Source organism: Novosphingobium sp. (genome assembly GCF_031424035.1).
Lineage (GTDB): Bacteria > Pseudomonadota > Alphaproteobacteria > Sphingomonadales > Sphingomonadaceae > Novosphingobium.
Genome location: NZ_JANPGP010000092.1, coordinates 39289 through 65620 on the forward strand (window position 1 = coordinate 39289; position 26332 = coordinate 65620).

Below are 26332 nucleotides of genomic sequence, written 5' to 3' on the forward strand. Positions count from 1 at the left end.
GACATGAATGCCCGAGGTCACGCGACAAAGTCGGCCGGCGCTGCAGGCCCCCACTGGTGTCCCAGCATCGTTGGAATGTCGGCCACATTGCCCGGCACACTCGCGTCGAAATAGTCGCCGTCGGTCCAGTGTTCGACCCTGTGGCCGAACGGATCCTTCCAGTAGTCGAACACCTGACTGCCCAGGATGTGGCGGCCAATCCCCCAATCGTGCACGTAGCCACGCTCGCCCAGGAATGCATTGCCGACCATCAGATCGTCGAGATCGACGACCTCGAAGGCTGCATGATGGAAGGTCGCCGGCATTCCAGGAATTGCCGCAAAATTGAGCGCATGGTGATCGACGGCTACGCTCCCGCAGTCGCAGCGGACAAACATCGCAGCGACATCGCCATTGGGGGCCTGCACCTCATCTGATACCAGCAAGCCGAACCGGCTTTGCCACCACGCCCAGGTCGCCGCCATGTTGGTCACCGCGAGAACGACATGGCCGAGACGGAGAACGTTTGCCGGTGCTGAGACCAGGCGCTTGGCGACTCCTTCGCGATCCCGTTGCTCGCCGACGTTCCAAGCTTGGGGTGCGGCCGCCGCCAAAGATGCAGCGCGCAGCTTCCCCGCGACAACCTCCACGCGGTAGCCGTCCGGATCGGTCAGCACGACCTGCTCTCCGCCGCCGGGGCCGGTTGCAGGTTCAATTTCGACACCATCCGCTGCAGCCAGTGCTTCAAGATCGGCTCGCGAGCCGACGCGCAGTGTCACGCAGCGGAAGCCCGCATCGCCTTGCTCGGTTTCATGGATGTAGGGCGCGCCGCCAGTACCGCGCATACGCAGTGTGCCGTCGCCAGTTGCTTCGGCTTCGCGCAAGCCGAAGTCGAGCAGGAAGGTGCGCATCGTCTCAAGATCCGGGGCACCGAACCGAACTGATTCAACATTCAGTACGCGGGTGATCGGCATGTTCAGCCTCCTTAGATTGGTGTTGCGTGTCGCAGCTTCAGGCCACGATGTTTTCGATCGCGCCGACGCCGTCGATCTCGCAGCGGACAACGTCGCCGGATTGGAGGAAGCGAGGCGGCTGCATCCCGATGCCGACGCCCGAGGGTGTCCCGGTCGCGAGAAGGTCGCCCGGCTCAAGCGTGAACGCGATCGAGAGGTACGAAATCTGCTGCCAGATATTGTAGACCAGCTCGCTGGTATTGCTGTCCTGGCGGACCTCGCCATTGACCAGGCAACGCAGATCGAGTGCATGCGGGTCGGCGATTTCGTCGGCGGTGACGATCCACGGCCCGATCGGGCCATGCGTGTCGAATGACTTGCCCATCGTGAATGTTGGTGAATGCCGCTGCCAGTCCCGCGCCGAAACATCGTTGGCCACCACGTAGCCGAACACGTGATCTATGGCATCGGCTTCGCTGACACCCTTGGCCGGGCGGCCAATGACGACGCCAAGTTCAACTTCGTAATCGAGCTGCTCGGTGACGCCGGGTTCGATTGCATCGAACGGGCCGGACACGCAGGAAGTCTGCTTGTTGAACCAGAACTGCTGTGTGGGGGTTGGCTGGCCGAGCCGCTTGGCTTCTTCGATGTGCTTGGCATAGTTCATGCCGATAGCGAGAAATTTGCCGGGTTGCTCGATCGGCGCAAGCAACTTTGCATCGTTGAGCGCCAGCGCCGCCGGTGCGGTTTCAGCCAGCTTGCGGATCGCCTCAAGCGCAGTTGGGCCCGCCGCGACAATCGAGAGCATCGTCGGGTAAGTCGCCGCCAAGGGTGCCAGCGAAACGACGTCATCACCGCGAACGACACCCAGTTGCGGCTTGCCATCGTCGGCATATCGGAGAAGCTTCATCTCATTCGTCCTTCAAGTTTAGCGCAGCGGTGGGAACAGCGACAAGGCGTTGTTCCGGCAGATATTTGCAAGCAACGCAGGGTCACTCGCCAAGTGCGCATCGAGCTGCGCGCGAAGCCGGACCACTGCGGGTTCGGGGGTGAACGGCCAGTCGCTACCATAGAGCAAGCGCGAAGGGTCCGCGAAACTTTGCAATGCGGGCAGCAGTCGCGGCACCGGCGCTCCCGCCATGTCATAGTATAGCCGCCCGAGCAGGGCCAAGATCTTCTCCGGGGTGAGCGCACCCATGTCCGGCAGGATGCCGGCAGCCATCGCAATCCGGTCCGCCAGCACGGGCAGGGTCGCGCCAGCGTGCGGAATGATAAAGCGAATGCGGGGATAGCGGGTCAGCGTCCCGCTCAGCAGCAGGTTCGTCACGGCCCGCGCAGTCTCGAACATGAACTCGAGGATTGGCCGGGGCAGCGCGATGCTTGGTGGCTTGCAGACCGGACAGTCGGGCGATGTGGGGTGGAGCAGAACTACCGCCGCACGGCGATCGAGTTCGGCCATAACCGGCTCGAAGTCGGGATCGCCCGGGTAGAGGCCGCCGCTGTTGCTATCGAGGATGACGCCATCAGAGCCCAGCACATCGAGCGCGCGGGCCAGTTCCTCCAGCGCTCCCTGGACGTCAGGCAGCGGCAGCGACGCGAAATGTCCGAACCGCGTGGGATGAGCGGCTTTGAGCGCGGCTCCGCAGTCATTGACCGTTCGCGCGAGCTCGCAAGCCGCATGATCGTCGCCGAAGTGGATACCGGGAGAGCTGATCGACAGGAAGGACGTTTCGATACCCAGCCGGTCCATGGTCGCCAAGGCCAGCTCTGAACTCCACGGCGGGAAGCCCGGCATGCCATCGGGCTGCATATGACCGGCGCTGACCGCAGCCGCGCGATAGGCGTCCGGGATGAAGTGCGAATGGACGTCGATGCATATGTGCGGGGGCTTGTCGGTCATGCCGGCGGTCGACCTTTGCTGTTCCACTAAGTGACTTGCTGCCGAAGCTGATCCACCAGCGGCGAGAGCGGCGCCAAGTGTAGCTACAATAGCGCCGCGCCGGTCCATTAGCCCGTAATTTCCACCGGCAAGCTGGCAAAGCCGCGCAGAACATTGTTCTTCTGCACCACCGGCGCACCTACCTCGAAACTCGAAACGTGACGAACAAGCGATGTCATCAGGCATTGCATCTCAAGCCGGGCAAGGTGCTGGCCGGCGCAGCCATGGCGGCCAATTCCGAACCCTAAGTGGTCCCGCGCATTGATTCGGGCGACATCGAACCGTTCTGGTTCGGCCCATTTCGCTTCGTCGCGGTTGGCGGAGGCATAGAGCAACAAAACCCGGCTGCCAGCCGCGACCTTCGAGCCATCCAGTTCGACGTCGCGTGAAAGCACGCGGGAAAAGCCCCGAATTGGCGATTCGAGCCGGATTGCCTCTTCAATCGCATTGGAGATCCACGCTGGGTCGGACTTTAGCATCGCCCATTGATCTGGATTGGACCCTAGCAAATACAACAAATGCCCGGTTGCAAAGATTGTCGTATCGAGGCTGGGGCCAAGATAGTCGAGCAGCAGGGCCGGAACCTGCTCCCTGGGGACAAGGCCGCGATCTGCCGCGTCGTAGATCTGCGCAGCCCAGCTGCCAGGGCGAACGTTGTCTGCTCCCACCCCTGCGACAGTATAAGCCAGCATGGCCTGTAACTGCGGTAGCGCGGCTGTTGCCCGGTCATTTTGAGGGCCAAGACAATTGAACGTCGCGGCTGCCCAATCGAGCATGTTTTCGCGGCCCTCTTCGGGCAAGCCGACCAATGTCGAGATGATCGATACCGGCAGGAACCGGGCGAAATCCACAACTCCGTCGAACCGCTTCTGCCGCACCAGTCGCAAAACCAGCGCCTCGGCTGCTTCGGCTATCTGGTCCCGCAGGATTGCAACTGCCTCTGGCCGCAATGGAGCACCGATGATCGTTCGCAGGGTGCCGTGCACGGGAGCATCGCTCGCCAGCGTGGTCCCGCGGCTGATTCCATTCGTAAAGTCATTGAGCGCGACGCCCTCGCCGGACAGGAAGGTCCGGTGATCGAGCAAGGCCGCCTTTACATCCTTGTAGCGCCCCATGGCATGGACCTGTTGTGGGGAAAGCCACACAACAGGTCCAGCATTCCGGATAGCAGCATAGTGCTCGTAAGGCGCCTCGATCCCGCCATCGGCGTAGATGCCAGCCTCATATGCCGGGCAGAAGCTGGCCATCGCTGTCAGAAGTGCGCGCTGACTTGCAGGGCAACTGTGCGGCCACGCTCCGACATGCCGCCTTGGTTGCCGGCCGGCAACAGGGGTAGCGGGAAGCTGAAGGACAGCGCGTTCGCATCGGTCAGATTGCGTCCGATCAGGCGCACTTCCCAGGCATCGTCTTCAGCGCCCAGGGCAACCCCGAGATTGAGCGTGGTGAATGCCTCACCCGCAGGCGAAGTGGCCGGATTCTGCTGGTAATACCGCTTCGAGCGATAATCCACCGAACCGTTGAGGTTGAACCTGAGATTAGCGCCCACATCGGTCTTGTAATCAAAGCCGCCGCTGCCAGTCCATTTGGGTGCGAGCGGAATCGGATTGCCGGTCGCTCTGTCCTTCGCGTCGGCATAGGTGTTGTTGATGAACAGGCGCAGCCCCGTGACCGGCTTCCAGCTTGCTTCCACCTCGACTCCGCGACTTTTCAGGTCGGTGTTGCCGACGATGAACTGAATTCCCGTGAAGGTCACTAGCTGGAAGTCGTCGACCTTCGTGTCAAACGCTGCAACGTTGAGCAACCATTTGCGATCGGGATCCTGCAATTTGACACCGACTTCAAATGTCCGCGCAATTTCCTTCTGGTATCCGGCGGTTTCGAGCCGCGTGACCGACTGGGCGTAACCGCCGCCCTTCGTGCCCTGGCCATATGAGGCATAGACCAGCGCGTCGGGGCTGATCTCGTACTGGACCCCGAACGAATAATCGAAGTTCTTCTCGGTGCGGCTGAGCGAGAACGGGGCATAGGGAGGGAAGATGACCGTGCTGAAAAAGCCGGGAACGACCACTACGCGGGCAAGATCGACGTCTTTGGTCTCGCGGGTCCAGCGAATGCCGCCGGTTAACCGGAAGCCGCCCTCAAACTTGTAGTTCGCTTGCGCAAACAGCGAGATAGCACTGTTGTCTTGGACGAATGTGGTACGCTGCTGTCCGGCGATCAGTACGCCTGGCGCGGGACCGAATGGCATGTTGGCCGCGAATAGCGTGTCGTTGTCGAGCCGCCCGTCGAGGTAGAGGCCGCCGACAATGTAGTCGAGTGGACGATCCGATGGCGAAACGATCCGCACTTCCTGGCTGAACTGGGTGCCGACCTCATCGACAGTCCGACCGACATAATCCCCCGGTACGGCATCTCCGTCGGCACGGTTGGTTTCGTTATAGCGAGAGTAAGCGGTTATCGACGTCAGCGTGTGATCGCCCAGTTCGAGGTTTGCGGCCAGGCTGTATTTGTTGCTCAGCAGGCGGCCGTCTTGCTCTCCCCCGGTCCGCGGGCTGGTGCTGGCGGCGCGGCGGTCGAGATTACGATCAATTACGCCCGGAAAGCCCGCGAGGGAGGCGAGCAGTTCGGGTACACCGGTGGAAGCAATTACCTCAACTACATTGCCGTAATTCCAGGCGACATCGTGCTGGACGATTGCCGTCACATCGAAACTGTCGCTCGGCCGCCAAACTAGAACTCCGCGAAATGCCGTATCCCTGATGCGCGGAGCGTAATTGTCGAGGACGACGTTTTTCACGAATCCGTTATCGTGTGAATAGGATCCGGCAACCCGAAGGTGCAATGTATCGTCCAGCGGAATATCGATGCCGCCGCTCGCCACAATCGAGCCGCGCTCAAATTCGTACGAGGCGCGTGCATCGACCGCAAAGGTGTCACCCGGCTTGCGGGAGATCAGATTGATCGCGCCGAGGCTGGTGTTCTTGCCGAGCAAGGCGGCTTGTGTGCCGCGGATCACTTCGATCCGCTCAACGTCGAACAAGGACGCCGCGAACTCACGGCTTCGCGGTGCGTAAACTCCATCAACGAACAGGCTGACCGAACTGTCGAACGAGGGAACCCCCGGGGCTGATCCCAGACCGCGAATAGTCACGCCGATTTCGTTGCCGGTCGGTGCTTTGGTCATATTGAGGCCGGGGGCAACGGTAGCGAGTTGCTGCAGATTTGTTGCACCGGAGTTCGTGATCGCTTCCTGTGTGATCACTCCGACCGTAGCAGGAACATCCTGTACGGATTCAGCGCGCGTGCGGGCGGTCACGAGGATTTCGCCGTCTGTCTCATCGGCGGCTGCTACTGTGCTGGTCGATGTGTCCGCCGTTGCCTGCGCCGATGCCATCACTGGAACCATAGCGGTTCCGGCGATCAGCAGCGCCCACATTGCGCGAACCGGCGCACGCTTATTTTCAAAAACAGCCATCAACCATCTCCCCAAAGCGCATCGATCGATTGGCTCGACCATGCATTGCCGCCGCGCGATTATTCACGCTTATTGGACTTGAGGTCTAATAGCTTTTTTACCCCGAGTCAAATAGCCAGTTTGTGGGGGGCGTGCTTGAACGAAAGTCAGTGAAAAAGTGCTCAGCCGCGCCGGATAATCCGTTCTGACGCCTCGGCCGCAATCATCTCCGATTCGAGCGGGGAAAGGCCGAACGCCCGCAGCAGCAACGTCGTATATTGCTGGCAGATTATTGCGGCGGTTTCGCGATCGGGATCGGTCAGGATCTTGCGGACCAGTGCTTCGCCTACCCCGAGGATGAACCCTACTCCGGTTTCGGGCGTAAACACCGCCAGCCGGCCCTTGCTGAGCCCGGCGATGACATCCGCGACTACCGGTGAATTCGCTTCCGAATCGGCTGAGGCATCGATCAGCATCAGTTGTCCCACCAGTTGTCCTTGGTGCGGCTTCAGCAGCGCCTGGGCTGAATATACCGCAATTCCGGTAGCCAGCCGCTTCGCCGGGTCGGCTTCCCCTTGATTGGCCGCAGTCACCAGACGGTCCAGTTCCGCACGGGCCAGACGCAGCAGTTCGCGCGCAAGCGCATCCTTGTCGGGAAAATGATTATAGAAGGATTGCTTTGAAATCCGGGCAAGCCGAACCAGATCGTCGATGCTGACACCGTCGGCGGGATGCTGACCAAACAGCGATTCGCCCGCCGCGATGATGGCCTGACGGGTCCGGCGCCAGCGTGGGTCCGCGCGCGCGGGTGTTTCTGAAGCAGTGTTCGTCTCGGCCAAGTTATGTCTCCCTATCCGGGCATTGCCCTCGGACGCCCAGTTGCACAACAAGCTCATTGCCAAGTCCGGTAAACTCTATTAGACTTTTAGTCCAATAAAAGTCCGATGATGGGAGAGACTATGGCACAGGCATCGCAAGCAGGCGGGCAATTCGACGTGGCGATTGTTGGCGCTGGCCCGGTTGGCGCGGCGTTGGCCGCCTTGCTAGGTCAAGCGGGTCTGCGGACGTTTATCGGCGAGACGAACGAGTCTATCTATCCCCTGCCCCGTGCCGCCCATTTCGATCACGAGATCATGCGCATTTTTCAGCAGATCGGCATCACCGATGCGATCGCGCCGTCGATCGTTGCCTCCGACCGCTATGTCTTTCGCAACAAGGCGGGCGATATCCTGCTCGATTTCGATTTGCGCGGATCCGCCGATACGGGCTGGCGCGGCTACATGATGCATCAACCCGGCATCGAACGTGCGATCCGCGATCGTATAGCAGGCGATTCGAAAGTCGAGTTGCGCACCGGCGTTTCGTTCAAGGCGCTGGATGACGACGGCACATCGGTTCGATCGACCTGGATCGGTCCTGACGGCGAATTCGAAATTCAATCGACCTTTCTGGTGGGCTGTGATGGTGCCTGGAGTCCGGTCAGGGAAAGCCTTGGCATCGGCTTTGAGGATCTCGGATTCGACGAGCCCTGGCTGGTGCTCGATCTGCTGGTGGATGACGACAACGATCTGCCGGACCTCAACATCCAACTCTGCGATCCCGAACGGCCGACCACCTATGTCATCATGGGCAAAAATCGGCGCCGGTTCGAATTCATGATGCTGCCCGGTGAAACAACCGAAGTCATGCTTGATGATGAAAAGATCGCCAAGCTGCTGTCCGCTTGGAGCAGTCGCGGGATCGTCGAAGTCGAGCGCAAGGCGGTGTACCGCTTCCACGCGCTGGTGGCGAAGCAATGGCACCAGGGCCGCGTTTTCCTGGCGGGCGATGCCGCGCATCAGATGCCGCCCTTTGCCGGGCAGGGTATGTGTTCCGGCATCCGCGACGCCCATGCACTGAGCTGGCGGCTGCCGCTCGCGCTGAAGAGCGCGAACACGGAGCATTTGTTCGACAGCTATCAAGCCGAACGTGAGCCACACGTGCGTGCTATAACACAAGCGGCAATCGAGACCGGGCGGGTGGTCTGCATCCATGATCCTGCGGCCGCTGCCGAGCGCGACCGCCACATGATCGAGGCGCGCCGTACCGGCGCGCCCTTGCCCGACATCAGTTCCCCGCCGCTCGCACTCGCGTTCGGCCTGCCGGACACCGCAAGCGCCGGATCGCGCTTCTTCCAGCCAGTTGTGACGGAAGGGGGCAAGGATACACGGCTCGACGACATTCTGGGGCCCGGAGGATGGTTGATTTCGCGCGGCCAGATGGACTTGCCCGTTACGCCGGGGCTGACTCAATTCAAACTCGATGATGCCCGTCTCGCGGCATTCAGGGAAGCCTTGGCCAGCCGCCTCGACGAAGCAAATGCCGCGGCGCTGCTCGTCCGTGGTGATCGTTATGTCTTTGCCAGCGGCAATCCCGCCGAGCTCGCGGCAGCGTTCAGTAAGCAGGTCGGGGTCTGAAGTTCAGCGTCTCACCATAGGCGAAAGTCACCAGAGCGGCTAAACAAGCTGAAATGCTGGGATCTCCGCCTCCTGCAGCCCCGGTTCACGGATGCAAGCGGACTTTTACAGAAGCAAGTGGACATGCGACTTGGTAGGAGGACGGTTCAACATGCGGCACAAATGTAATTATCGTTGCTAAATAATTTTCAACTGGGCAACAAATATCCCCCAAAATAACCTCTAAGAAAACAGTGCTGTTAAAGGCGCGCTTTCTCGTATGGAACGAACTGAGCGCCTTCGAAACCGGTACAAAGCGCCGCGCGCGACGACCTTGATTTCCTATCGGTCCAGCGGCAGGATCCCGCCCGGCGGAAAATCCGACTGGCTGACCGAGCAAAACACCATACTTGACGTTATCGCTCGTCATGCGGCAAGTGGAGCAGCCCTCGTAGTTGCCTGAAAAGTAGGACTGGGTAGGTGCAAATTTGGCATCGTCAACGGGCGCTAGCCATCTAGGACGTAGCCTCAGGAGTGGCGACGGGAAGCGCCAAGAGTCGGTCGATATCCGCGAAGAGGGCCGCAAAGCCAACCATGGCAAAGTCGATTACCGAGGTGTCCTGGAACTTGCCGTCGACCATCTTCGCGCTGACTTGTCCAACGACAATTTCGGGTGTGATCACCGGCCGGGCGAGCGCCGAAATGACTGTCTCCCGAATTTGATGTTGCGCGCGTACGCCGCCGGTAGCCGCTGGCGAAGTGGTGACGATTAGGACGGGTTTGTTGCGCAGTGGCGAGCCGTTGTGCGGACGCGAGGCCCAGTCGAGCGCGTTTTTGAGCGTGCCAGGAATGCCATGGTTGTATTCGGACGAAACGATCACCAGGCCATCGGCTTTCGCAATCTGATCGCGCAGACGCTGGACTGACTGCGGCAGAGGATCAACATAGAGATCCTGATTGAAGTGCGGAACACTGCCAATATCGGCGTAGTCGAATACGGCCCGCGAGGCTGCCGCGTCCGCCAGTGCAGCCAAAACTGCCGACGAGAAGGAGTTTTTGCGGAGGCTCCCGCAAATTCCGTGCAGGCGATAGGGAGAGGACATGGAGTTCTTGCCTTTCAGGACATGTTTAGGTGTGGCGGTTTGTCGCGGAGATTAGGTCGTAAAGTTCGCGGCAGTCTTGGCCCGCAGCTCGTCAATACTGACGTCAGGAGCCAGTTCGATCAGCTTGAACGGTGATTTGTGATCCGCCCGCTGGAACACCGCGAGGTCGGTGATGATCATATCGACCACATTCTTGCCGGTCAGCGGCAAGGTACAGGCTGGGATGAACTTGGGGCTGCCGTCCTTGGCGCAGTGCTCCATCACCACGATGATCTTCTTGACTCCGGCGACAAGGTCCATCGCCCCGCCCATCCCCTTGATCATCTTGCCCGGGACCATCCAGTTGGCAATATCGCCGTTCTCGGCGACTTCCATCGCCCCCAGCACGGTCAGGTCGATGTGTCCGCCGCGGATCATCGCGAAGCTCGCCGCGCTGTCGAAGTAGGCCGAATGCGGCAGTTCGCTGATGGTCTGCTTGCCAGCGTTGATCAGGTCAGGGTCGACCTCGTTGTCATAGGGGAACGGGCCGATGCCGAGCATGCCGTTTTCAGACTGCAGGGTTACCGTCATCCCCTTGGGAATGTTATTGGCCACGAGCGTCGGGATGCCGATGCCGAGGTTGACGTAATAGCCGTTCCGGAGCTCCTGCGCGGCGCGCGCCGCCATCTGGTCGCGGGTCCAAGGCATCTCAGGCTTCCCTCACAGTGCGGAATTCAATTTTCTTGTCATAGGGGCTGCCGACGATCAGGCGCTGAACGTAAACGCCGGGCAGGTGAATGCAGTCGGGATCGAAGGTGCCGACCGGCACAATCTCTTCGACCTCGACCACGCAGACTTTCCCGCACTGCGCCGCTGGCACATTGAAATTACGCGCGGTCTTGCGGAAAATCACGTTGCCGGTCTCATCCGCCTTCCAGGCCTTGACCAAGGCGAGGTCGGCGAAAATTCCGGCTTCGAGAATGTATTCCTCGCCACCGAACGCCTTCACTTCCTTGCCCTCGGCTACCAGGGTGCCGACCCCGGTCTTGGTGTAGAACCCAGGGATCCCCGCCCCGCCAGCGCGCATGCGTTCGGCGAGCGTGCCTTGTGGGCAGAATTCGACTTCGAGCTCGCCAGAAAGGTACTGGCGCTCGAATTCCTTGTTCTCACCAACGTAGGAGCTGATCATCTTCTTGACCTGCTTGGTGCGAAGCAGCTTGCCGATGCCTTCGTTGTCGATACCCGCGTTGTTGCTGGCGAAGGTCAAACCTTTGACGCCGCTGGCAACAAGGGCATCGATCAGCCGCTCGGGAATGCCGCAGAGGCCAAAGCCGCCGCTGGCGATAAGCATGCCCTCGTGGAGCAGCCCGTCAAGTGCTGCTTGGGCATCAGGATAGTGCTTTTTCATAGTGCGCTTCCGTGTTTTACGACCGATCGACGATAGTCTGTGGGTGTCCTGGAGCTGCCATGTCCTATGCGAACCGGCGAACTGCTGTCGTTCAAAAGTTCTCCGCAGGAACAGCATAGAGCATCTCGGCAGGGGCCATCGCCGCTGCCATCAGGCCCAGCGCTTCCGGCACGATTTGCTGAAGATAGAACAGGGCGGTCGCCTGCTTCGTGGCACGAAAGGCTGGATCACAACCGGGCTCATCCGCGGCACGAAACTGCCGCTCCATCAGCCATCCGCAGGTCGCAGTCGCCAGCATTGTGAGGAAGGGATAACTCGCCGCCAGACGATCGTCGTCATGGGCGCCCAGGAGCCGCGTCGTTACGGTTTCACAGGCGTTGATCAACTCGACCAGAGCGGAATTCTCGGCCTCGGAACGCATGTCGTCGATGAGACTTTGAATGGTCGCGCCTTGATCGAGCAGGAGCTTGCGGCCGACCAGATCGGCAGCCTGAATGCCGTTTGTTCCCTCGTAGATTGCTGCAACCCGGACATCGCGGAAGAATTGGGTCGCGCCGGTTTCCTCGACATACCCCATGCCGCCGTGAACCTGGATACAGAGGTTGCCCACTTCACATCCTATGTCAGTCGCGTGAGCCTTCGCCAGCGGGGTTAGCGCGCCGAGGCGCATGCGGGCGGAATGATCACCCAGATTGGCTCGATCGACCTGAGCTGCCGCATAATAGACCAGAGCGCGGGCGGCCTGGGTTTGCGCTTTCATGCGCATCAGCATTCTTCGCACGTCGGGATGCTCGATGATTGGAACCGCGCTGTTGCCACGATAGCCCTGCACCCGCTCGCGCGCATAGTCGGCAGCCTTTTGCGTCGCGGCTTCAGCTGCCTGGACCCCCTGGAGACCGACATTGAGCCTTGCATTGTTCATCATCGTGAACATGGCCCGCATCCCGGCACCTTCCGGTCCGATCAGTTCGCCGATGCAATCGCCATTATCGCCGAACGAAAGCACGCAGGTGGGCGATGCATGCAGTCCGAGCTTATGCTCGATTGATGCCACGCGAACATCGTTGTGTTCACCGGGGGTACCGTCGGGTGCAAGCCGATATTTGGGGACAAGGAAAAGCGAAATCCCTCTGGTCCCCTCGGGAGCGCCCGGAGTCCTGGCAAGTACCAGATGGATAATGTTGTCAGCCAAGTCGTGGTCGCCAAATGAAATGAATATCTTGCTGCCGGTAATCAGGTAAGTTCCGTCACCGCGTGGGTGGGCACTCGTTCGCAAGGCGCCGACATCGCTGCCAGCCTGCGATTCGGTCAGATTCATGGTTCCGGTCCAGGCGCCCGTGGCGAGGTGCGGTAAATACTTTGCCTGCTGCTCCGTGCTGCCGTGGTGCGACAGCGCCTCGATGGCTCCGAGTGTCAGGATCGGACACAAGGCAAGGGCCAAGTCCGCAGTACCAAGGGTTTCCAGCACCGCAGTCTGGATGACAAATGGCAAGCCCTGCCCTCCATGCGCCTCGGCCACGCCAATCGTACCCCAACCGCCTGCAACATAGTTTTGGTAAGCATCCCGATACCCTGCGGGCATCGTGACGCCGTCCGGCGTCCACCGCGCTCCGATAGTGTCACCAAGCCGGGTGAGCAAAGCCCATTCACCTGCCGCCTGCCGGCCGATCCCGTCCAGCACAGCATCGATGAGATCGTCAGACGCTGCGGCAAAGGTCTCGGTTGCAGCCAGTTCGCCGATAGCCGCAACGTGGTCCAGGACAAATCGCTGCTCTTGCGTTGCCGGATTGAAAACCATGATCGGTACTCCTGTTTGCCGACATGTTCGCCAGCCAAATCCATTAATTTGTCGAAGATGTTGCCGTTGAATTCGGCAAAGCCAGGGTGCGATTATTCGAGCACGAACAGCAAATCCTTGGCATCGATTGTCTGCCCGGCATTCACCGCAAGCTCTGCAATGATCCCGTCACGTGCTGCCGTGATCGCGGTCTCCATTTTCATGGCTTCGAGCGTCATCACGAGATCTCCCGCTCTTACGGCCTGCCCAGCCTTGACCGCAACCGAGGCGACCAGGCCTGGCATGGGCGCGGCGACATGGTTAGCGTTTTTCGGATCGGCCTTCTTGCGCGTGGTCCGCGCGCCGCCGGCCTTGCGATCGGCGATCGCAATGATCCGGGTCTGCCCGTTGAGCTCAAAGAAAAGTCGCGCCGAGCCATCCTCCTCGGTTTCGCCGATGGCAGTCAGGCGGATGACCAGGGTTTTTCCCCGCTCTATCGTCACGGCGACTTCGTCACCGGGTTGCATGCCGTAGAAATAGGTCGGCGTCGGCAAGGCAGCGACCGGCCCGTAGCGCCGCTGCGCGTCGGCAAATTCGGTGAACACTTTCGGATAAATGAGATACCCGGCGAATTCCTGTTCGCTCAGATGTCGCGCGGCCCGCTTCTCCGCCTCGCGGCGGGACAGGTCCAGATCGAACTCACCCAGCAGGCTGGCAGGTCGGACAGTAATCGGCTCTTCGCTTCCCAGAACGCGGCGCTGGATGGCGGGGGGCCAACCCCCGGGTGGCTGCCCGAGGCCGCCGCGCATCATGTCGACGACCGAAGCCGGAAAGGCGACGTCCCGCGCGGGGTTCAGCACGTCCGCCGGGCCCAGCCCTTGCGACACCATCATCAGCGCCATGTCGCCCACGACTTTCGACGAGGGGGTGACCTTGACTATATCGCCGAACAGCAGGTTTGCCTGGGCATAGGCATCCGCCACCTCATGCCAGCGGCTTTCAAGCCCCATACTGCGGGCCTGCTCCCTCAGATTGGTGAACTGGCCGCCGGGCATTTCATGATGATAAACCTCGGACGCACCAGAACGCAGATCGGTTTCGAAGGCGGCGTATTGGCGCCGGACCGCTTCCCAGTAAAAGCTGATCTTCCGCACTGCAGCGGGATCGAGCCCGGATTCCCGTTCGGTATGGCGCAAAGCTTCGACGATCGAGCCAAGGCAGGGCTGGGATGTCGTCCCCGACATCGCATCCATCGCCGTATCGACACTGTCGATCCCGGCTTCGATCGCTGCCATGACCGTGGCGGCTGCGGCGCCGGAAGTGTCATGCGTATGCAATGCGATGGGAAGGTCCGTCACATCGCGCAGCGCCCCGACGAGCGCCCTGGCGGCGGCGGGCTTAAGCAGCCCGGCCATGTCCTTGATCGCCAGCATGTGGCAGCCCGCCGCATCGAGGTTGCGCGCGAGTTCGACATAATACCCGATGCTGTACTTTGCCCGGTCCGGGTCGAGAATATCGCCGGTGTAGCACAGGGCACCCTGCGCTACCTTCCCGCTCTCGTTCACCGCATCGATTGCGACTCGCATGTTCTCGACCCAGTTCAGGCAGTCGAATATGCGGAAGATGTCGATGCCCGGCGCGGCCTGGGCGATGAAATGGCGGACGACGTTGTCGGGATAGTTCGTATAGCCCACCCCGTTGGCCCCGCGCAAAAGCATCTGCGTGCACAGGTTGGGCGCACGCTCGCGGATGGCTTCCAGTCGCTCCCACGGATCTTCCTGCAGAAACCGCATGGCGACATCGAACGTCGCACCGCCCCAGCATTCAAGGCTTAAGAGCTGTGGCAACGTGTGCCCGCATGCCGCGGCGGCGGGCAGCATGTCCGCGGTACGCATGCGAGTTGCGAGCAGCGACTGGTGGGCATCGCGCATCGTCGTGTCAGTGAGCAGGACCTGCTGCTGTTGACGAACCCAGCGCCCGAAGGCGAACGGCCCTTTCGTTTCAAGCAACTGGCGAGCACCCTCCGGCGCGCGACCGACTGGCTGCGGCAACTGCGGAGCACCGGCCTGTGCTGCCGGACGCGGTCGGCCCTTGACGTCGGGATGGCCGTTGACGGTGACATCGGCAATGTAGGTCAACAACCGTGTGGCACGGTCGCGGCGCCTGCCCAGCGACAGGAGGCCGGGCGTATCATCGATAAACTTTGTTGTGTAGCGATTGGCGACGAAGTCAGGATGAGCCAGCACATTTTCGAGAAACGCGAGATTCGTAGCTACGCCGCGAATGCGGTACTCGCGCAACGCCCGGGTCATGCGGGCAATGACTTCCGCCGGCCGCGGCGCCCAAGCTGTGACCTTTTCCAGCAAGGGGTCATAGTGCCGGGTGACGACAGCGCCGGAATAGGCAGTGCCGCCGTCGACACGCACCCCATAGCCAAAAGCGCCGCGATAGGCAGTGATCCGGCCGTAGTCGGGGATGAAGCTGTTCTCGGGGTCTTCGGTCGTGATCCGGCACTGCAAGGCATGACCGTTGAGGCGGATGTCTTGCTGCGGCGGAACACCGGTCTCATCGACCAGGCCGAGCCTGCCACCTTCCGCTATGCGGATCTGTGCTTTTACGATGTCGATGTCCGTAACCATTTCGGTCACGGTATGCTCGACCTGGATGCGCGGGTTGACCTCGATAAAGTAGAATTCGCCGCATTCTTCGTCGATCAAGAACTCGACGGTGCCGGCCCCGACATAATCGGTCGCTTTGCCTATTCTGAGAGCAGCATCGCACAAAGCCTGACGAGTCCCATCGTTCAAGTAGGGAGCGGGCGCACGTTCTATGACCTTCTGGTTGCGCCGCTGGATCGAACAATCGCGCTCAAACAGATGGAACAGGTTTCCGTGCTCATCACCGAGCAACTGCACTTCAACATGGCGGGCGCGCCGGATCAGCTTTTCGAGATACACCTCATCCCGGCCGAAGGCGGCCTTGGCCTCGCGCCGACCGGACCGCACTGCGTCGAGCAACTGCGTTTCGTTCTCGACCGGACGCATCCCGCGGCCACCCCCACCCCAGCTGGCCTTGAGCATCAGCGGATAACCTATGTCCGACGCGATCGCCAAAATTCCGGCATCATCCGTAGGAAGTGGTTCGCTGGCCGGAATAACCGGTACCGCGGCGGCGATCGCGATATGGCGCGCGGAGACCTTGTCGCCCAGCGCCCGCATCGTTTCGGGCTGCGGACCGATGAAAGTAATCCCCGCATCCGCGCAGGCCTGAGCGAATTCGGGATTCTCGGAGAGGAACCCGTACCCAGGATGGATTGCATCGGCGTCCGCGGCTTTTGCGATGGCGATAATCCGCGGGATGTCGAGGTAGGCTGCAATTGGCCCTATGCCATCGCCCAGGTGATAGGCTTCATCCGCTTTGAACCGATGCAGCGAGAGCTTGTCCTCTTCGGCATGAATCGCAATGGTGCGGATGCCTAGCTCGGTCGCGGCCCGAAATACACGGATTGCGATTTCACTCCGATTGGCGACGAGAAGCCGTTTCATTTTCCTGTCTGACATGGTCTTAACGGTCCCGCTTGCGCAGGATTGGGCGTCGACCAAAGCGGGCTAGACCCATTCGGTACAGTTCGCCTTTCCCGTCCAGGAACTGATGCTTCAGTGCCCCAAGCATGTGAATGACGATCAGAGCCAACATCAGGTAGCCAGCAGCGGCATGTGCCGAGACGATGCGCTCGTGCAATTCTTCCTGCTTGGCCACCCCTCCCGGCAGACGCGCAATATCCTGGATGGGACCGATCGGGCGCAGAGGTACAATTCCCCAAAGCATGATGTACTTTTGCTGGCGAAACGGCTTCGCCTGCACCGGACTACCCTTGCCTGCAGTCGACTCGACATAGCGGGGCGGGTTAGCGGAAATGAGCGCCCATCCCGACAACGGTAACCCGAGCATCGCCGCGTAGAGCGCGAAATGCACGACCGAGGCCGCCATCCGCTCGATGCGCGAGAGGTCAGCGTCGAACGGCGGCGGCCGGTGCGTCAATCGCCAGCCGATGCGCAACAGGGCCAGCACAAGAACCGTCATCCCCGACGACTGGTGCAGCCGGACGACAAGCGTCCGGTATGGCTCGACCAAGTCTTCCATCCACCAGCCGACAGTCAGATTGAGCACGACCAGTGCCGCGATCGACCAATGAAGGGCGATCGCAACGCTCGTGTAACGGGCTGGTGTGGGGTTCCCAATTCCCGTCATGGTTTGAAGTGCAACTTCTCGCACCGGGGGCGGCGCTTAGATGTAACGTGCCAGGCAGGGGTTGCGACGCGCGAACCCGTGAAGGCGATGTAGCTTGCCGGCGCTCCATTCTCAGCCGATACCGCATCTCCCGAGGTTGCAGCGGCAGGCGTGCCGCACACCGTCTGGCTATGTGCGATGCTGGGGGCGGCAACCATTGCGCAGATGAATGCGCCAAGCAGAAACGCGGATGAAACGGGCTTGCTCATGGTGTCTTCTTCACATTCGGGACGACTTCGGGGCCGTTTCCTTTTGATCTGACCGCATAGTCGCGGCGGTTCTTCAAGGTCATCGGCCGCCTGCCCCATCGTAGACGACCTGTCCGCCGACGATGGTCATGGATGCTTGAATTCCGCGGATTTCGCCTTCTGGAACCGCCAGATAGTCGCGGTCGAGCACGACGATATCGCCAAATGACCCGGGCTTGATCGTGCCGAGCCGATCATCATCCAGGAACCATGCCTGATTTGATGTGTAGAAGCGCAGCGCCTGGGTCCGGTCGAGCGTTTCGCCTGAAGTAACGACTTGCCGACCCTGACTGTCTTTGCCTGTAACCATCAGTGAAATGTGAATCCATGGATCGACTGGCATGAAATTGGGACCATCCGAAACACCGGCCACTGGGACCCCCGAATTCAGGATCGAGCGATAGGGAATTTCTCGCGACAGACCGGGAAGCTGGTTCCCCGGCGCATAAAGCATCGCAGCCACATTCACCCCGGCTCCGAGGACACGGAGCCTCGACAGCGCATCCGCATCGATCCCGAACACATGGGCAAGGCGCCAGTGGCGTCCTGCCAGCGGCACCTTGGCGTTCACTCCTTCCCAGATGCCAATGAACTTGCGGATGTCGGTGAGGCCCATCACATGCTGTTCGTGACACCAGCCGCCGCGCTGCGCCACGGCCAGCGCGCTGTCGTCATATTTCGCCGGATCGGGAGTAATGAACTCACCCATGCAAAGCGTCTTGAGCATGTCATTGCCAAAGCTAGGGAACTGATACTTCAGACGCTCGGCATCGTGCGCAGGGCCGTCCGGAGTATCCAGAAAATCGAGCCGGACCCGCAGCGTCAGCTGATCAGCGTGCGAGAGCGCCAGCACTGAGTCATATGCACGGTAAACATCGACGAATCCGGAGTGCCAGGACCGCTCCGGCGGCCGCTGTCCTTCGGGCGCCGCGTTCACGCCCATATCGGCAACAGTGGTCACTCCCACGCCCGCGAGATAAGCCATCGCATCACGCGTGCCTCGTTGGGGATCGACCTGACTGGTTCCGAGCAGAGAGTAGGCCACTGCGGTATCGCGGCCCACGGCGAGTTCTCCATTGGCCGACACGGCGATACCGTGACCGGTGAAATATGCCGCGCCCGACGAATTGGTAACGGCTGGCAATCCCTCACGCTCCCAGACGAAAACTGGATTGTTCGGCGACACCTGGTCCAGCTCATCCCGAGTCGGAAGCCGATTGTCGCTGAATTGCGATCGCGACCAGCCGCCAACCGCGGTGACCCATTGTCTCGCCGCAAGGCCGTCAGCCCGTTTTGCGATAATGTGCATGGCATCGGCAATTGATTCCGCGCGATCTAGCCGAGCATCGTTCCCGGGCCGGAAACCCCAGGTGACGAAGTGGATATGGCCGTCGATCAGGCCAGGAATGGCGGTACGACCTTTTAGATCGATGACCCGCGTGCACGGTGTGTAGTCGTGGCGACCGCCGGGGCCGACGTGCACAACGAGTCCATCGCGGATCACAACCTCCGAAACGATCGCGGGTGTGCTCAAGGTCACGATCTTGCCGTTGCGGAGAGCAAGGTCGCGTGAACCGCTGCACGCGGGCGTGACGCTGCTTGCGGGAGCAGAACGTGTCGGTGCGGCGACGGTGGGCACCGCCCAGGCGACGAAGAGTGTCGCCAGCAATCCGCCAAACACAATTTGCCGCAGAGAAAAAGATTTGCGCCCTAACAGTGATCGGCTCCCACTAGTCGCCATTGCCCTCGGCCTTTTTGTTGTAGGGTGGGTGTCGGCCCGTCGGCACTTCGAAAGAAGATGGTAATTAGGCCGAGGTGTTACCTGGTAGGTATTAATGCCGCCCGACGGCTGTAGACTCGCGGAGACCCACCTTCCGGCAGCGAACCCAATCGTCAAGCAGGTCGCGCTGCGCATCGAGCAGCCTGCATCACCGCTTATCGACGACAATCTCTCCGCCGAGGACGGTCATCGTTAGTGACCGCAAGTTTGCGACGGTTTGCAATGGATCCTTGCTCAGAAGAATCAAGTCACCCCGCTTGCCGGGCGATATGACGCCCATATCGGGGCGTTCGAGATGCCACGCGGCGCGGCTGGTTGCCGCAACCAGGACTTCGTTTGGCGACAGCCCCGAGGCTTCCATTAGTTCGGCCTCCTCGATCGTGTTTTGACCGAACTGGCCGCGTCCACAAAAGCTGTCACTGCCAAGAACCATTGCGACGCCCGCATCCGCCATCAGTTTCGTATTTGTCCGCGTATGGGGGTGAACCGCATCGTGGATCCACAAGGTCGACGCGTAGGTCGCCTTGCGCTCAACCATCATGTCGATGAATGCCCTGTCTGTAATCGGTTCCACCGTGACGCCATGCTCGAGGCCGTCCGCTCCTGCTTCGATTGCCTCGATGGCTGCGGCTTGCTGCACCGTATGAACGGTAACCCGCAGTCCCCGTTCGTGGGCAGCTTCGATGCCAGCGCGCAGGGTTGCCTTGGGGAGCCGGATGAGTTCTACCGCGTTCGGGAAGACAGGGTTCTGCCAGATATAGGGCGATCCGCCTTGGCACTTGCAGCCACCTTCGGAGAGCAGCTTGATCGCGTCGACTTTCCTGTCGGCGAGGAAATGCACATTGTCGCGCATCATCTGGGGGCTATCGACCTCTCGCGTTGCGCGCGAGCGGAACCACGGATTGCCACTGAAGATGGTCGAGCCAGGGTGCCCCTCGGATGCGGTCAGCCCGTTGCCGGTGGTGAACAGCTGAGGCCCGCGGAGAGCGCCAGCCGCAATTCTTGCCCGCGTCTCGAGAATCTCAGTGGTTGGGTCGCCCACCGATTTGATCGTAGTAACACCGCTTTGAAGAAATTGGTCGAGCAATTTTCCAACATCGTCCGCTATGAACGCATCCAGCGAGGCTTGATCCCTGACTGCGCGAAAATCGTAAAAGTGGACGTGCGTGTCGATCAGCCCCGGCATCAACCAGCATCCAGCGGCATCGACTTCGCGTTTGCCCCTGAGCGATGTTTCGGAGATCGCGGAAATCTCGCGTCCGCGCAGCCCTACATCGCGCAGACCGGGCAGCAATTCATGCCCGTCGAACACGTGCGCGCGCTTGATCACCAGGTCGTAGGTTTGTTCTGATCCCTCGGTCACGCGGTCAGCTCCTTGGACGTTAGTCAAAATCCCACGCGGTCGCTTCCTTTGAGCTCCAATATTTCGCGTGCCTCGTCAGGGGTTGCCACCTCAAGGCCCAGACCTTCGATGATCTTGCGCACCTGAGTAACTTGGGACGCGTTGGATTCGGCCAGCGTGCCGGCCCCCAACCAAAGCGAATCCTCGAGGCCGACACGTACATTTCCGCCCATTGCCGCCGCCATTGCCGCAATAGGCATTTGGCTGCGGCCAGCGCCGAGCACTGACCAGCGATAATTGTCGCCGAATAGCCGATCCGCGGTGCGCTTCATGTGCATCACTTCGTCGGGATGTGAGCCGATACCGCCAAGCAGGCCGAACACTGTCTGAATGAACAGCGGCCCCTTAACCAGGCCTTCGCGGTAGAAGTAATGAAGGTTGTGGAGGTGGCTGGTGTCGTAGCATTCGAATTCGTAGCGCGCGCCGGTCTCGTTCAGAGTTTCGAGCGCGTACTCGATGTCAGCGAAGGTGTTCCGAAAAACCACGTCGCGGGTACTCTCGAGCATCGCTGGCTCCCACTCGTGCTGGAACTCCTTGAAGCGTTTGAGCATCGGGAACAGCCCGAAGTTCATCGATCCCATGTTGAGGCTTGCCACTTCGGGCTTCCACACCGTCGCCGGACGAAGCCGTTCCTCGCGCGTCATACCTGGCGCACCGCCGGTGGTTATGTTGCACACAACGGCTGAGCGTTGCTTTATGCTGCGCAGAATCGGCTCAAATGCCTCGGCCGACTGGTCGGGCCGCCCATCGAGCGGATTGCGGGCATGAAGATGGACGATCGCCGCTCCGGCCTCGGCCGCGCCGACTGCGGAATCGGCAATCTGCTCTGCCGAAATGGGCAGATGTGGCGACATCGACGGGGTGTGAATCCCTCCCGTGATAGCGCACGTGATGATAACCTTGCGAGAGGCCACGGCTGAAACTCCTGTTTGCCCGCGGTCAGCGCGGGTTGGTGTTGTTCGATGCAGTTGGAAGCGTGGCGATCAGGATCGCCGCGATGACCGGGCCGATGGCGAAGATCAGCGATACGCCGGCTCGGGTCATACCCTGCGCGAACATAAATCCGGCAAGGGCCGGCCCGGCCGCGCTCGCGATGCGCATGATTCCCATGACGAAGCCCATGCCCGATGCCCGCAAACCGGCTGGGAAGGTCGTGGCCAGAAGCGTGTAGAACATGCCTGTCGTACCTGCCATGCAGAAGCCAAGGGCACCTGCTGCCAGAACAAAATATTGAAGCGCGGGCGGGACGAGGCCCAGCGCCGCCAAAGCCAGTGCTCCGCTCGTCATCGCAACAGCAGCAACTTTGGTTGGGGGGAATCGCCCGGCAAAGGCCGCAAAAATTACTCCGCCGATGAAACCGATCAACCCGGACTGAGCTGAAACAAGGCTCCCTTGGGCCGGTGTGAAGCCGGCGTCAACGACCATCGTCGGCAACCAGTTAATGCTGAAATAAGCGGTTGTTGCAATCAGGGTGGCGGTTATCGTGAGGCGCAGAACGATGGGACGAAGGCCAGGTTCGAACAGCGCACGGTAGCGGATCTGCTGGCGGTCAACCGCTGCGGGCAATTCAGACAGTGCAGAATGGCCGAGACGCGACAGCGCGCCGTTGGCCCGTTCCAAGGCGCCGTGTGAGCGCCTGACGATGAGATAGACTGGCGATTCTGGCAGGGCCACGAAGACAAGGGCAATCAGAACCAAACCGGCTATCGAACCGGCCCAAAACACAAGGTGCCATGTTGCAGTCTTGAGAATGGCGGATGCGCCCAGACCACCGATAACGCCGCCCAGCGGGAAGCCGATCGTTGCAATTGCCGCCACAGCAAGTGGTCTGCGCTTTGCGTTGGAAAACTCGGCGGACAGCAAGGTTGTCATAGCGACCATCACGCCAATACCAATGCCGGTGAGCAAACGTGCCGCAGCAAGAAACGGCACCGACGGCGCAACTGCTGAAAACGCCGTGCCTAACGTCATCACGACGAGCGCGCCGAGGACGACAGCCCGTCGTCCATATTTGTCGGCCAAAGGCGACAGCCCGACGGCTCCAATCGCCATGCCGACAAGACTGCTGGACAAGAGCAATCCCGTCAGGCTTTTTCCGATGCCCCACTCGGTGGCAAGCGCCGGCGCGACAAAGGCCATCGACATTGCGTCGTAGCCGTCGAGCGCGGAAAGCAGCAGGGCAATCATCAGGATCAGAATCTGGCGCACGCGCATCGGCGCGTTATCGAGAGGATTTTGCGAGGTGATTCCGGGGGGCGGCGCGCTCATTTGGAGCTCACGCGGTTTTCGATCATTCCGATGCCTTCAACCTCACAGCGGACAACATCACCCGACTGAAGAAAGCGCGGCGGCTGCATCCCGATTCCGACGCCAGAGGGCGTACCGGTGGCAAGCAGGTCGCCCGGTTCGAGCGTGAACGCGGTCGAGAGATACGAAATCTGCTGCCAGACATTGTAGACGAGTTCGCTGGTGTTGCTGTCCTGGCGCACCTCGCCATTAACCAGGCAACGCAGGGCCAGTGCATGCGGGTCTGCGATCTCGTCGGCGGTCACGATCCAGGGTCCGATCGGCCCGTGGGTATCGAACGACTTGCCCATCGTGAAGGTTGGCGAGTGCCGCTGCCAGTCGCGCGCCGAAACGTCATTAGCCACGACATAACCGAACACGTGATTCTTGGCGTCTGCTTCGCTGACACCCTTGGCAGACCGGCCGATAACAACGCCGAGTTCGACTTCGTAATCGAGCTGCTCGCTCACACCCGGTTCGATGTCGTCGAATGGACCGGCGAGGCAACTGGTCTGCTTGTTGAACCAGAACTGCTGGGTCGGGGTCGGCTGGCCAAGCCGTTTGGCCTCGGCAATGTGCTTGGCGTAATTCATACCGATCGCGAGATATTTGCCTGGCCGTTCGATCGGGGCGAGCAATTGTACATCAGCGAGATCGAAAGCGCCTTCGCCCTGCTCGGCGAGCGCGCCGATCCGCTCGAGCGCGGTGCTGCCGCCCTCGATGATCGAGCGCATGGTCGGGAATTCCCCCGAAACGGGCGCAAGCGGGACAACGCGGTCTTCGCGGCCGGTTTGCAACACACCCAGTGCGGCACCTTCATCAGAGACATATCGCAGCAGTTTCATTCAGAATTCCTCGCTTGAAGACGGCAGGGTGACCCGGCCACCACCGCCGTCTTTTCCGATTCCGCTTCAGAACTTTGTCGAGAGCCGCGCGCCGAAAGTGCGCGGCTGCGCATTGAGTGACACATACAGGTTCGATCCTGGAGTCTGCGTCGCAAATGTCTGGTAGCGATTGTTCTCGATATTGCGAACGAATGCCGAGATCGTCCAGCGCCCGTCATCGCCGATCAGCGAAACCTGTGCATTGGAAGTCCAGGTCGGACCCTGGAGATCCTGTGCTGTCAAAGTGAAGTTGGTGTACCGGCTCGAGCGATACTGGGTATCGGCATCGAACACGAGTTCAAGCTTGTCACCAACCGCGAAGCTTTGCTGGGCACCGAGGTTCACCGTCCACTTCGGGGCGTTGAAAAGCGGGAAGCCGGCGCAATTGACGGTGAACGGTGCACCTGTGGGAGTCGCCGAGGGTGTCGTGGCGCACCCCGTGTAGGGCCGCGCCGGTGTGACATATGTGAACGAATTGTATTTGCTGTCGACGTACTGGATATTGCTGCGCAGCAGCGTCGTTGGCGTCACCTGCGCGAGCGCTTCGACTTCGACACCCTTGGCTTCTGACCGGCCGATGTTGCGTGTCAGCAGCGCAACTGCGCCGACCGAGTTGATCCCCAGGAACGAGAGCTGCTGATCATTGTATTTCCAGTAAAAAGCTTCGATGTTCAGCTGAAGCCGGTTGTCGAAAAAGCGGTTCTTCGAGCCGATCGTGTAAGCGGTAATGGTCTCGGGTCCGTAGGGCGAGTCGGTATTGAAGCCACCGGCCCGGTAACCCGTCTCGAAGCTCGCGTAGAGCATCGAGCGGGGCGCGACGTCGAATTCCACCGCGGCACGATAGGTAACCTTTCCTTCGCTAAATTGGCCAGTAGCGGTAGAGTCGACACGGCGAACCACTCCGCCGTTGGCAATCGGTATTCCGCCGGCAACGCCGAGCACCGTCGGCCGCACCGGTTGTTCTTCGAACGTTTGGGTATAGGGAAGCAAGGCCACATTGGGGCATCCGCCCGACGCTGCCGGAATGAGGCACGCCAGTTGCAGTGTCCGCGAGGCGTTCGTGTAGGTCTTCTTGTCGTGAGTGTAGCGAATACCGCCAGTAAGCCGCAGCGCGTCGGTAGCATGGAGTGTCAGGCGACCGTAGGCGGATGGCGAACGGGTTGTCGTCTGGGTTGACTGGAACGAGGCCTGGGTTCCCGAGGTGTTGTGGACGTCGTCGTTGATGTTTTCGCTGAAGTAGTAGCCGCCGATAATGTAGTCGAGCGTTCCGCCAGACGGGCTGACAAGCCGGGCCTCGACCGAGGTCTGATCGGCTTCGGCGATGTTGCCGACCGCCTGTCCGGCACCCGTGCTAAGAATGTCGCGCCGCGAATGCCGCCATGACGGGATCAGACTGATCGTGCCGAGCGAGGTTTCGTAATCGATGTGGGCAGTAACGCCATAGATATCCGTATCGACCGATTGCGGAAAGCCGAGTGGATCGTTGAACCGCCCAGCCAAGGTGCCAGCGGCACCAGTCCGCCGAAATGCCTGCGCCGCCGGAGTGTAAAGTCCTTCCGAGACCGGCAGGTTCGACGGCGTGAAAACAAACGCCCCAGCGGTCGGATTGAAGGCGAACCTGCCAATGTAGGTTGCACCCGTGGTGGTGCCGCCCTGGTGCGCGTAGTCGGCGCCGATCCGCACTGTCAGCCTCGGGTCGAGTTCGACCTTGAGTTGACCGCGCAGTCCGTATGTCTCGTCCGAACTGCTGCCGTCACTCAGATAGCCATCGTGCGACGAGTAAATTCCCGAGAGCCGCAACCCGGCGTTGTCCCCGGCCGCGACATTGACGGCGCCTTCAAGGTTTACGGTGTCGTAGTTTCCGTAACTTGCAGAGGCATAACCCGATGTTTCGCCAAGCCGTGGCTGCGCAGGCAAGATGTTGATCGCACCCGCCGTCGCGTTCCGGCCGTAAAGTGTGCCTTGCGGGCCCTTGAGCACTTCAACGCGTTCGAGATCGAACAGTGCGCCGGTGGTCGAGCCCGAGCGGCCGATATAGACGCCGTCATAGTTGAACGCCACGGCGGGATCGCTGGTGGGCGAGATCGAGAAGCTGCCGACGCCGCGGATGAAGATGAAATTACCGGTAGCGCCATTTGCAACCTGCAGTGCGGGAACAGATTTCTGCAGCGTTTCGACGCCGATGATCCCTGACTTCAAAAGTTCTTCCCCGGTCACGACGGAGAGCGGCACCGCGGCCTTCTGCAGATTTTCGCCGCGTTGCTGAGCGGTGACGACGATTTCTTCGAGACCGTCGTTATCAGCTTCGGCGTCGGCCGAACTCGGAAATGGTTCCGCCGACTGCGCGAAAGCCGCGCCCGGCGTGAGCAAGACTGCTGCTGAAAACATGAGCCAAGACTTGTGCGAAATCGACAT

General features: G+C 60.7%; 20 protein-coding genes. 1 reads left to right on the forward strand and 19 read right to left on the reverse strand.

The window, feature by feature from the left end; translation table 11 throughout:
- Nucleotides 1–17 precede the first annotated feature (17 nt).
- The 6 genes from RMO89_RS13465 to RMO89_RS13490 all read right to left on the reverse strand — a co-directional run bounded on the left by RMO89_RS13465 (nt 18) and on the right by RMO89_RS13490 (nt 7164).
- On the reverse strand, nt 18–953 hold the full coding sequence (locus tag RMO89_RS13465; RefSeq protein ID WP_310533706.1) for a VOC family protein: 936 nt from the start codon (nt 951–953) through the stop codon (nt 18–20).
- A gap of 37 nt (nt 954–990) precedes the next feature.
- Entirely contained in the window at nt 991–1842 is an 852-nt protein-coding gene (locus RMO89_RS13470; protein WP_310533707.1) for a fumarylacetoacetate hydrolase family protein, read from the reverse strand.
- An 18-nt stretch (nt 1843–1860) separates the two neighbouring features.
- Nucleotides 1861–2832 carry an amidohydrolase family protein gene (locus tag RMO89_RS13475; protein ID WP_310533708.1) on the reverse strand — a complete coding sequence of 324 codons (972 nt, stop codon included), beginning with the start codon at nt 2830–2832 and terminating at the stop codon, nt 1861–1863.
- A 107-nt stretch (nt 2833–2939) separates the two neighbouring features.
- A complete protein-coding gene (locus RMO89_RS13480) occupies nt 2940–4118 on the reverse strand; it encodes a cytochrome P450 (RefSeq protein ID WP_310533709.1) in 1179 nt (392 codons plus the stop codon).
- A gap of 5 nt (nt 4119–4123) precedes the next feature.
- The gene (locus RMO89_RS13485) at nt 4124–6346 is read right to left on the reverse strand and encodes a TonB-dependent receptor (RefSeq protein WP_310533711.1); all 2223 of its coding nucleotides are present in this window, start codon (nt 6344–6346) and stop codon (nt 4124–4126) included.
- 161 nt (nt 6347–6507) lie between these two features.
- A complete protein-coding gene (locus RMO89_RS13490; RefSeq protein WP_310533712.1) occupies nt 6508–7164 on the reverse strand; it encodes a TetR/AcrR family transcriptional regulator in 657 nt (218 codons plus the stop codon).
- Between the two features lie 120 nt (nt 7165–7284).
- Here RMO89_RS13490 and RMO89_RS13495 point away from each other — a divergent pair, with 120 nt between their 5' ends.
- The gene (locus tag RMO89_RS13495) at nt 7285–8781 is read left to right on the forward strand and encodes a bifunctional 3-(3-hydroxy-phenyl)propionate/3-hydroxycinnamic acid hydroxylase (protein ID WP_310533713.1); all 1497 of its coding nucleotides are present in this window, start codon (nt 7285–7287) and stop codon (nt 8779–8781) included.
- Between the two features lie 85 nt (nt 8782–8866).
- On the opposite strand, the gene RMO89_RS13500 is transcribed toward RMO89_RS13495, so the two are convergent.
- The 13 genes from RMO89_RS13500 to RMO89_RS13560 all read right to left on the reverse strand — a co-directional run bounded on the left by RMO89_RS13500 (nt 8867) and on the right by RMO89_RS13560 (nt 26332).
- Nucleotides 8867–9190: a hypothetical protein gene (locus RMO89_RS13500; RefSeq protein WP_310533714.1), complete on the reverse strand. Its 324-nt coding sequence runs from the start codon at nt 9188–9190 to the stop codon at nt 8867–8869.
- 85 nt (nt 9191–9275) lie between these two features.
- Nucleotides 9276–9863 (reverse strand): NADPH-dependent FMN reductase, encoded by a 588-nt coding sequence (locus tag RMO89_RS13505; protein WP_310533716.1) that lies wholly within the window; start codon nt 9861–9863, stop codon nt 9276–9278.
- 51 nt (nt 9864–9914) lie between these two features.
- A complete protein-coding gene (locus tag RMO89_RS13510) occupies nt 9915–10550 on the reverse strand; it encodes a CoA transferase subunit B (RefSeq protein ID WP_310533718.1) in 636 nt (211 codons plus the stop codon).
- A gap of 1 nt (nt 10551) precedes the next feature.
- Nucleotides 10552–11250, reverse strand: a complete 699-nt coding sequence (locus RMO89_RS13515; RefSeq protein WP_310533720.1) for a CoA transferase subunit A — start codon at nt 11248–11250, stop codon at nt 10552–10554.
- Between the two features lie 91 nt (nt 11251–11341).
- On the reverse strand, nt 11342–13048 hold the full coding sequence (locus tag RMO89_RS13520) for an acyl-CoA dehydrogenase (RefSeq protein WP_310533721.1): 1707 nt from the start codon (nt 13046–13048) through the stop codon (nt 11342–11344).
- 92 nt (nt 13049–13140) lie between these two features.
- A complete protein-coding gene (locus RMO89_RS13525; protein WP_310533723.1) occupies nt 13141–16572 on the reverse strand; it encodes a pyruvate carboxylase in 3432 nt (1143 codons plus the stop codon).
- Between the two features lie 19 nt (nt 16573–16591).
- Nucleotides 16592–17278, reverse strand: coding sequence for a cytochrome b (locus RMO89_RS13530; protein WP_310533724.1), 687 nt, complete (start codon nt 17276–17278; stop codon nt 16592–16594).
- Between the two features lie 327 nt (nt 17279–17605).
- On the reverse strand, nt 17606–19234 hold the full coding sequence (locus RMO89_RS13535) for an amidohydrolase family protein (protein WP_310533725.1): 1629 nt from the start codon (nt 19232–19234) through the stop codon (nt 17606–17608).
- A 259-nt stretch (nt 19235–19493) separates the two neighbouring features.
- Nucleotides 19494–20708: an amidohydrolase family protein gene (locus RMO89_RS13540; protein ID WP_310533726.1), complete on the reverse strand. Its 1215-nt coding sequence runs from the start codon at nt 20706–20708 to the stop codon at nt 19494–19496.
- A gap of 23 nt (nt 20709–20731) precedes the next feature.
- A complete protein-coding gene (locus tag RMO89_RS13545; protein WP_310533727.1) occupies nt 20732–21661 on the reverse strand; it encodes a 3-keto-5-aminohexanoate cleavage protein in 930 nt (309 codons plus the stop codon).
- A 25-nt stretch (nt 21662–21686) separates the two neighbouring features.
- A complete protein-coding gene (locus tag RMO89_RS13550) occupies nt 21687–23015 on the reverse strand; it encodes an MFS transporter (protein WP_310533728.1) in 1329 nt (442 codons plus the stop codon).
- On the reverse strand, nt 23012–23878 hold the full coding sequence (locus RMO89_RS13555) for a fumarylacetoacetate hydrolase family protein (protein WP_310533729.1): 867 nt from the start codon (nt 23876–23878) through the stop codon (nt 23012–23014). The genes RMO89_RS13550 and RMO89_RS13555 overlap by 4 nt, the downstream gene beginning before the upstream one ends.
- Nucleotides 23879–23944: 66 nt before the next feature.
- Nucleotides 23945–26332, reverse strand: coding sequence for a TonB-dependent receptor (locus tag RMO89_RS13560; RefSeq protein ID WP_310533730.1), 2388 nt, complete (start codon nt 26330–26332; stop codon nt 23945–23947).

Bases quoted from the DNA above. Each gene is read 5' to 3' on its own strand.
- RMO89_RS13465 (WP_310533706.1), bottom strand. From the start codon at position 953: ATGCCGATCACCCGCGTACTGAATGTTGAATCAGTTCGGTTCGGTGCC.
- RMO89_RS13470 (WP_310533707.1), bottom strand. From the start codon at position 1,842: ATGAAGCTTCTCCGATATGCCGACGATGGCAAGCCGCAACTGGGTGTC.
- RMO89_RS13475 (WP_310533708.1), bottom strand. From the start codon at position 2,832: ATGACCGACAAGCCCCCGCACATATGCATCGACGTCCATTCGCACTTC.
- RMO89_RS13480 (WP_310533709.1), bottom strand. From the start codon at position 4,118: ATGGCCAGCTTCTGCCCGGCATATGAGGCTGGCATCTACGCCGATGGC.
- RMO89_RS13485 (WP_310533711.1), bottom strand. From the start codon at position 6,346: ATGGCTGTTTTTGAAAATAAGCGTGCGCCGGTTCGCGCAATGTGGGCG.
- RMO89_RS13495 (WP_310533713.1), top strand. From the start codon at position 7,285: ATGGCACAGGCATCGCAAGCAGGCGGGCAATTCGACGTGGCGATTGTT.
- RMO89_RS13500 (WP_310533714.1), bottom strand. From the start codon at position 9,190: ATGACGAGCGATAACGTCAAGTATGGTGTTTTGCTCGGTCAGCCAGTC.
- RMO89_RS13505 (WP_310533716.1), bottom strand. From the start codon at position 9,863: ATGTCCTCTCCCTATCGCCTGCACGGAATTTGCGGGAGCCTCCGCAAA.
- RMO89_RS13510 (WP_310533718.1), bottom strand. From the start codon at position 10,550: ATGCCTTGGACCCGCGACCAGATGGCGGCGCGCGCCGCGCAGGAGCTC.
- RMO89_RS13515 (WP_310533720.1), bottom strand. From the start codon at position 11,250: ATGAAAAAGCACTATCCTGATGCCCAAGCAGCACTTGACGGGCTGCTC.
- RMO89_RS13520 (WP_310533721.1), bottom strand. From the start codon at position 13,048: ATGGTTTTCAATCCGGCAACGCAAGAGCAGCGATTTGTCCTGGACCAC.
- RMO89_RS13525 (WP_310533723.1), bottom strand. From the start codon at position 16,572: ATGAAACGGCTTCTCGTCGCCAATCGGAGTGAAATCGCAATCCGTGTA.
- RMO89_RS13530 (WP_310533724.1), bottom strand. From the start codon at position 17,278: ATGACGGGAATTGGGAACCCCACACCAGCCCGTTACACGAGCGTTGCG.
- RMO89_RS13550 (WP_310533728.1), bottom strand. From the start codon at position 23,015: ATGAGCGCGCCGCCCCCCGGAATCACCTCGCAAAATCCTCTCGATAAC.
- RMO89_RS13555 (WP_310533729.1), bottom strand. From the start codon at position 23,878: ATGAAACTGCTGCGATATGTCTCTGATGAAGGTGCCGCACTGGGTGTG.
- RMO89_RS13560 (WP_310533730.1), bottom strand. From the start codon at position 26,332: ATGTCGATTTCGCACAAGTCTTGGCTCATGTTTTCAGCAGCAGTCTTG.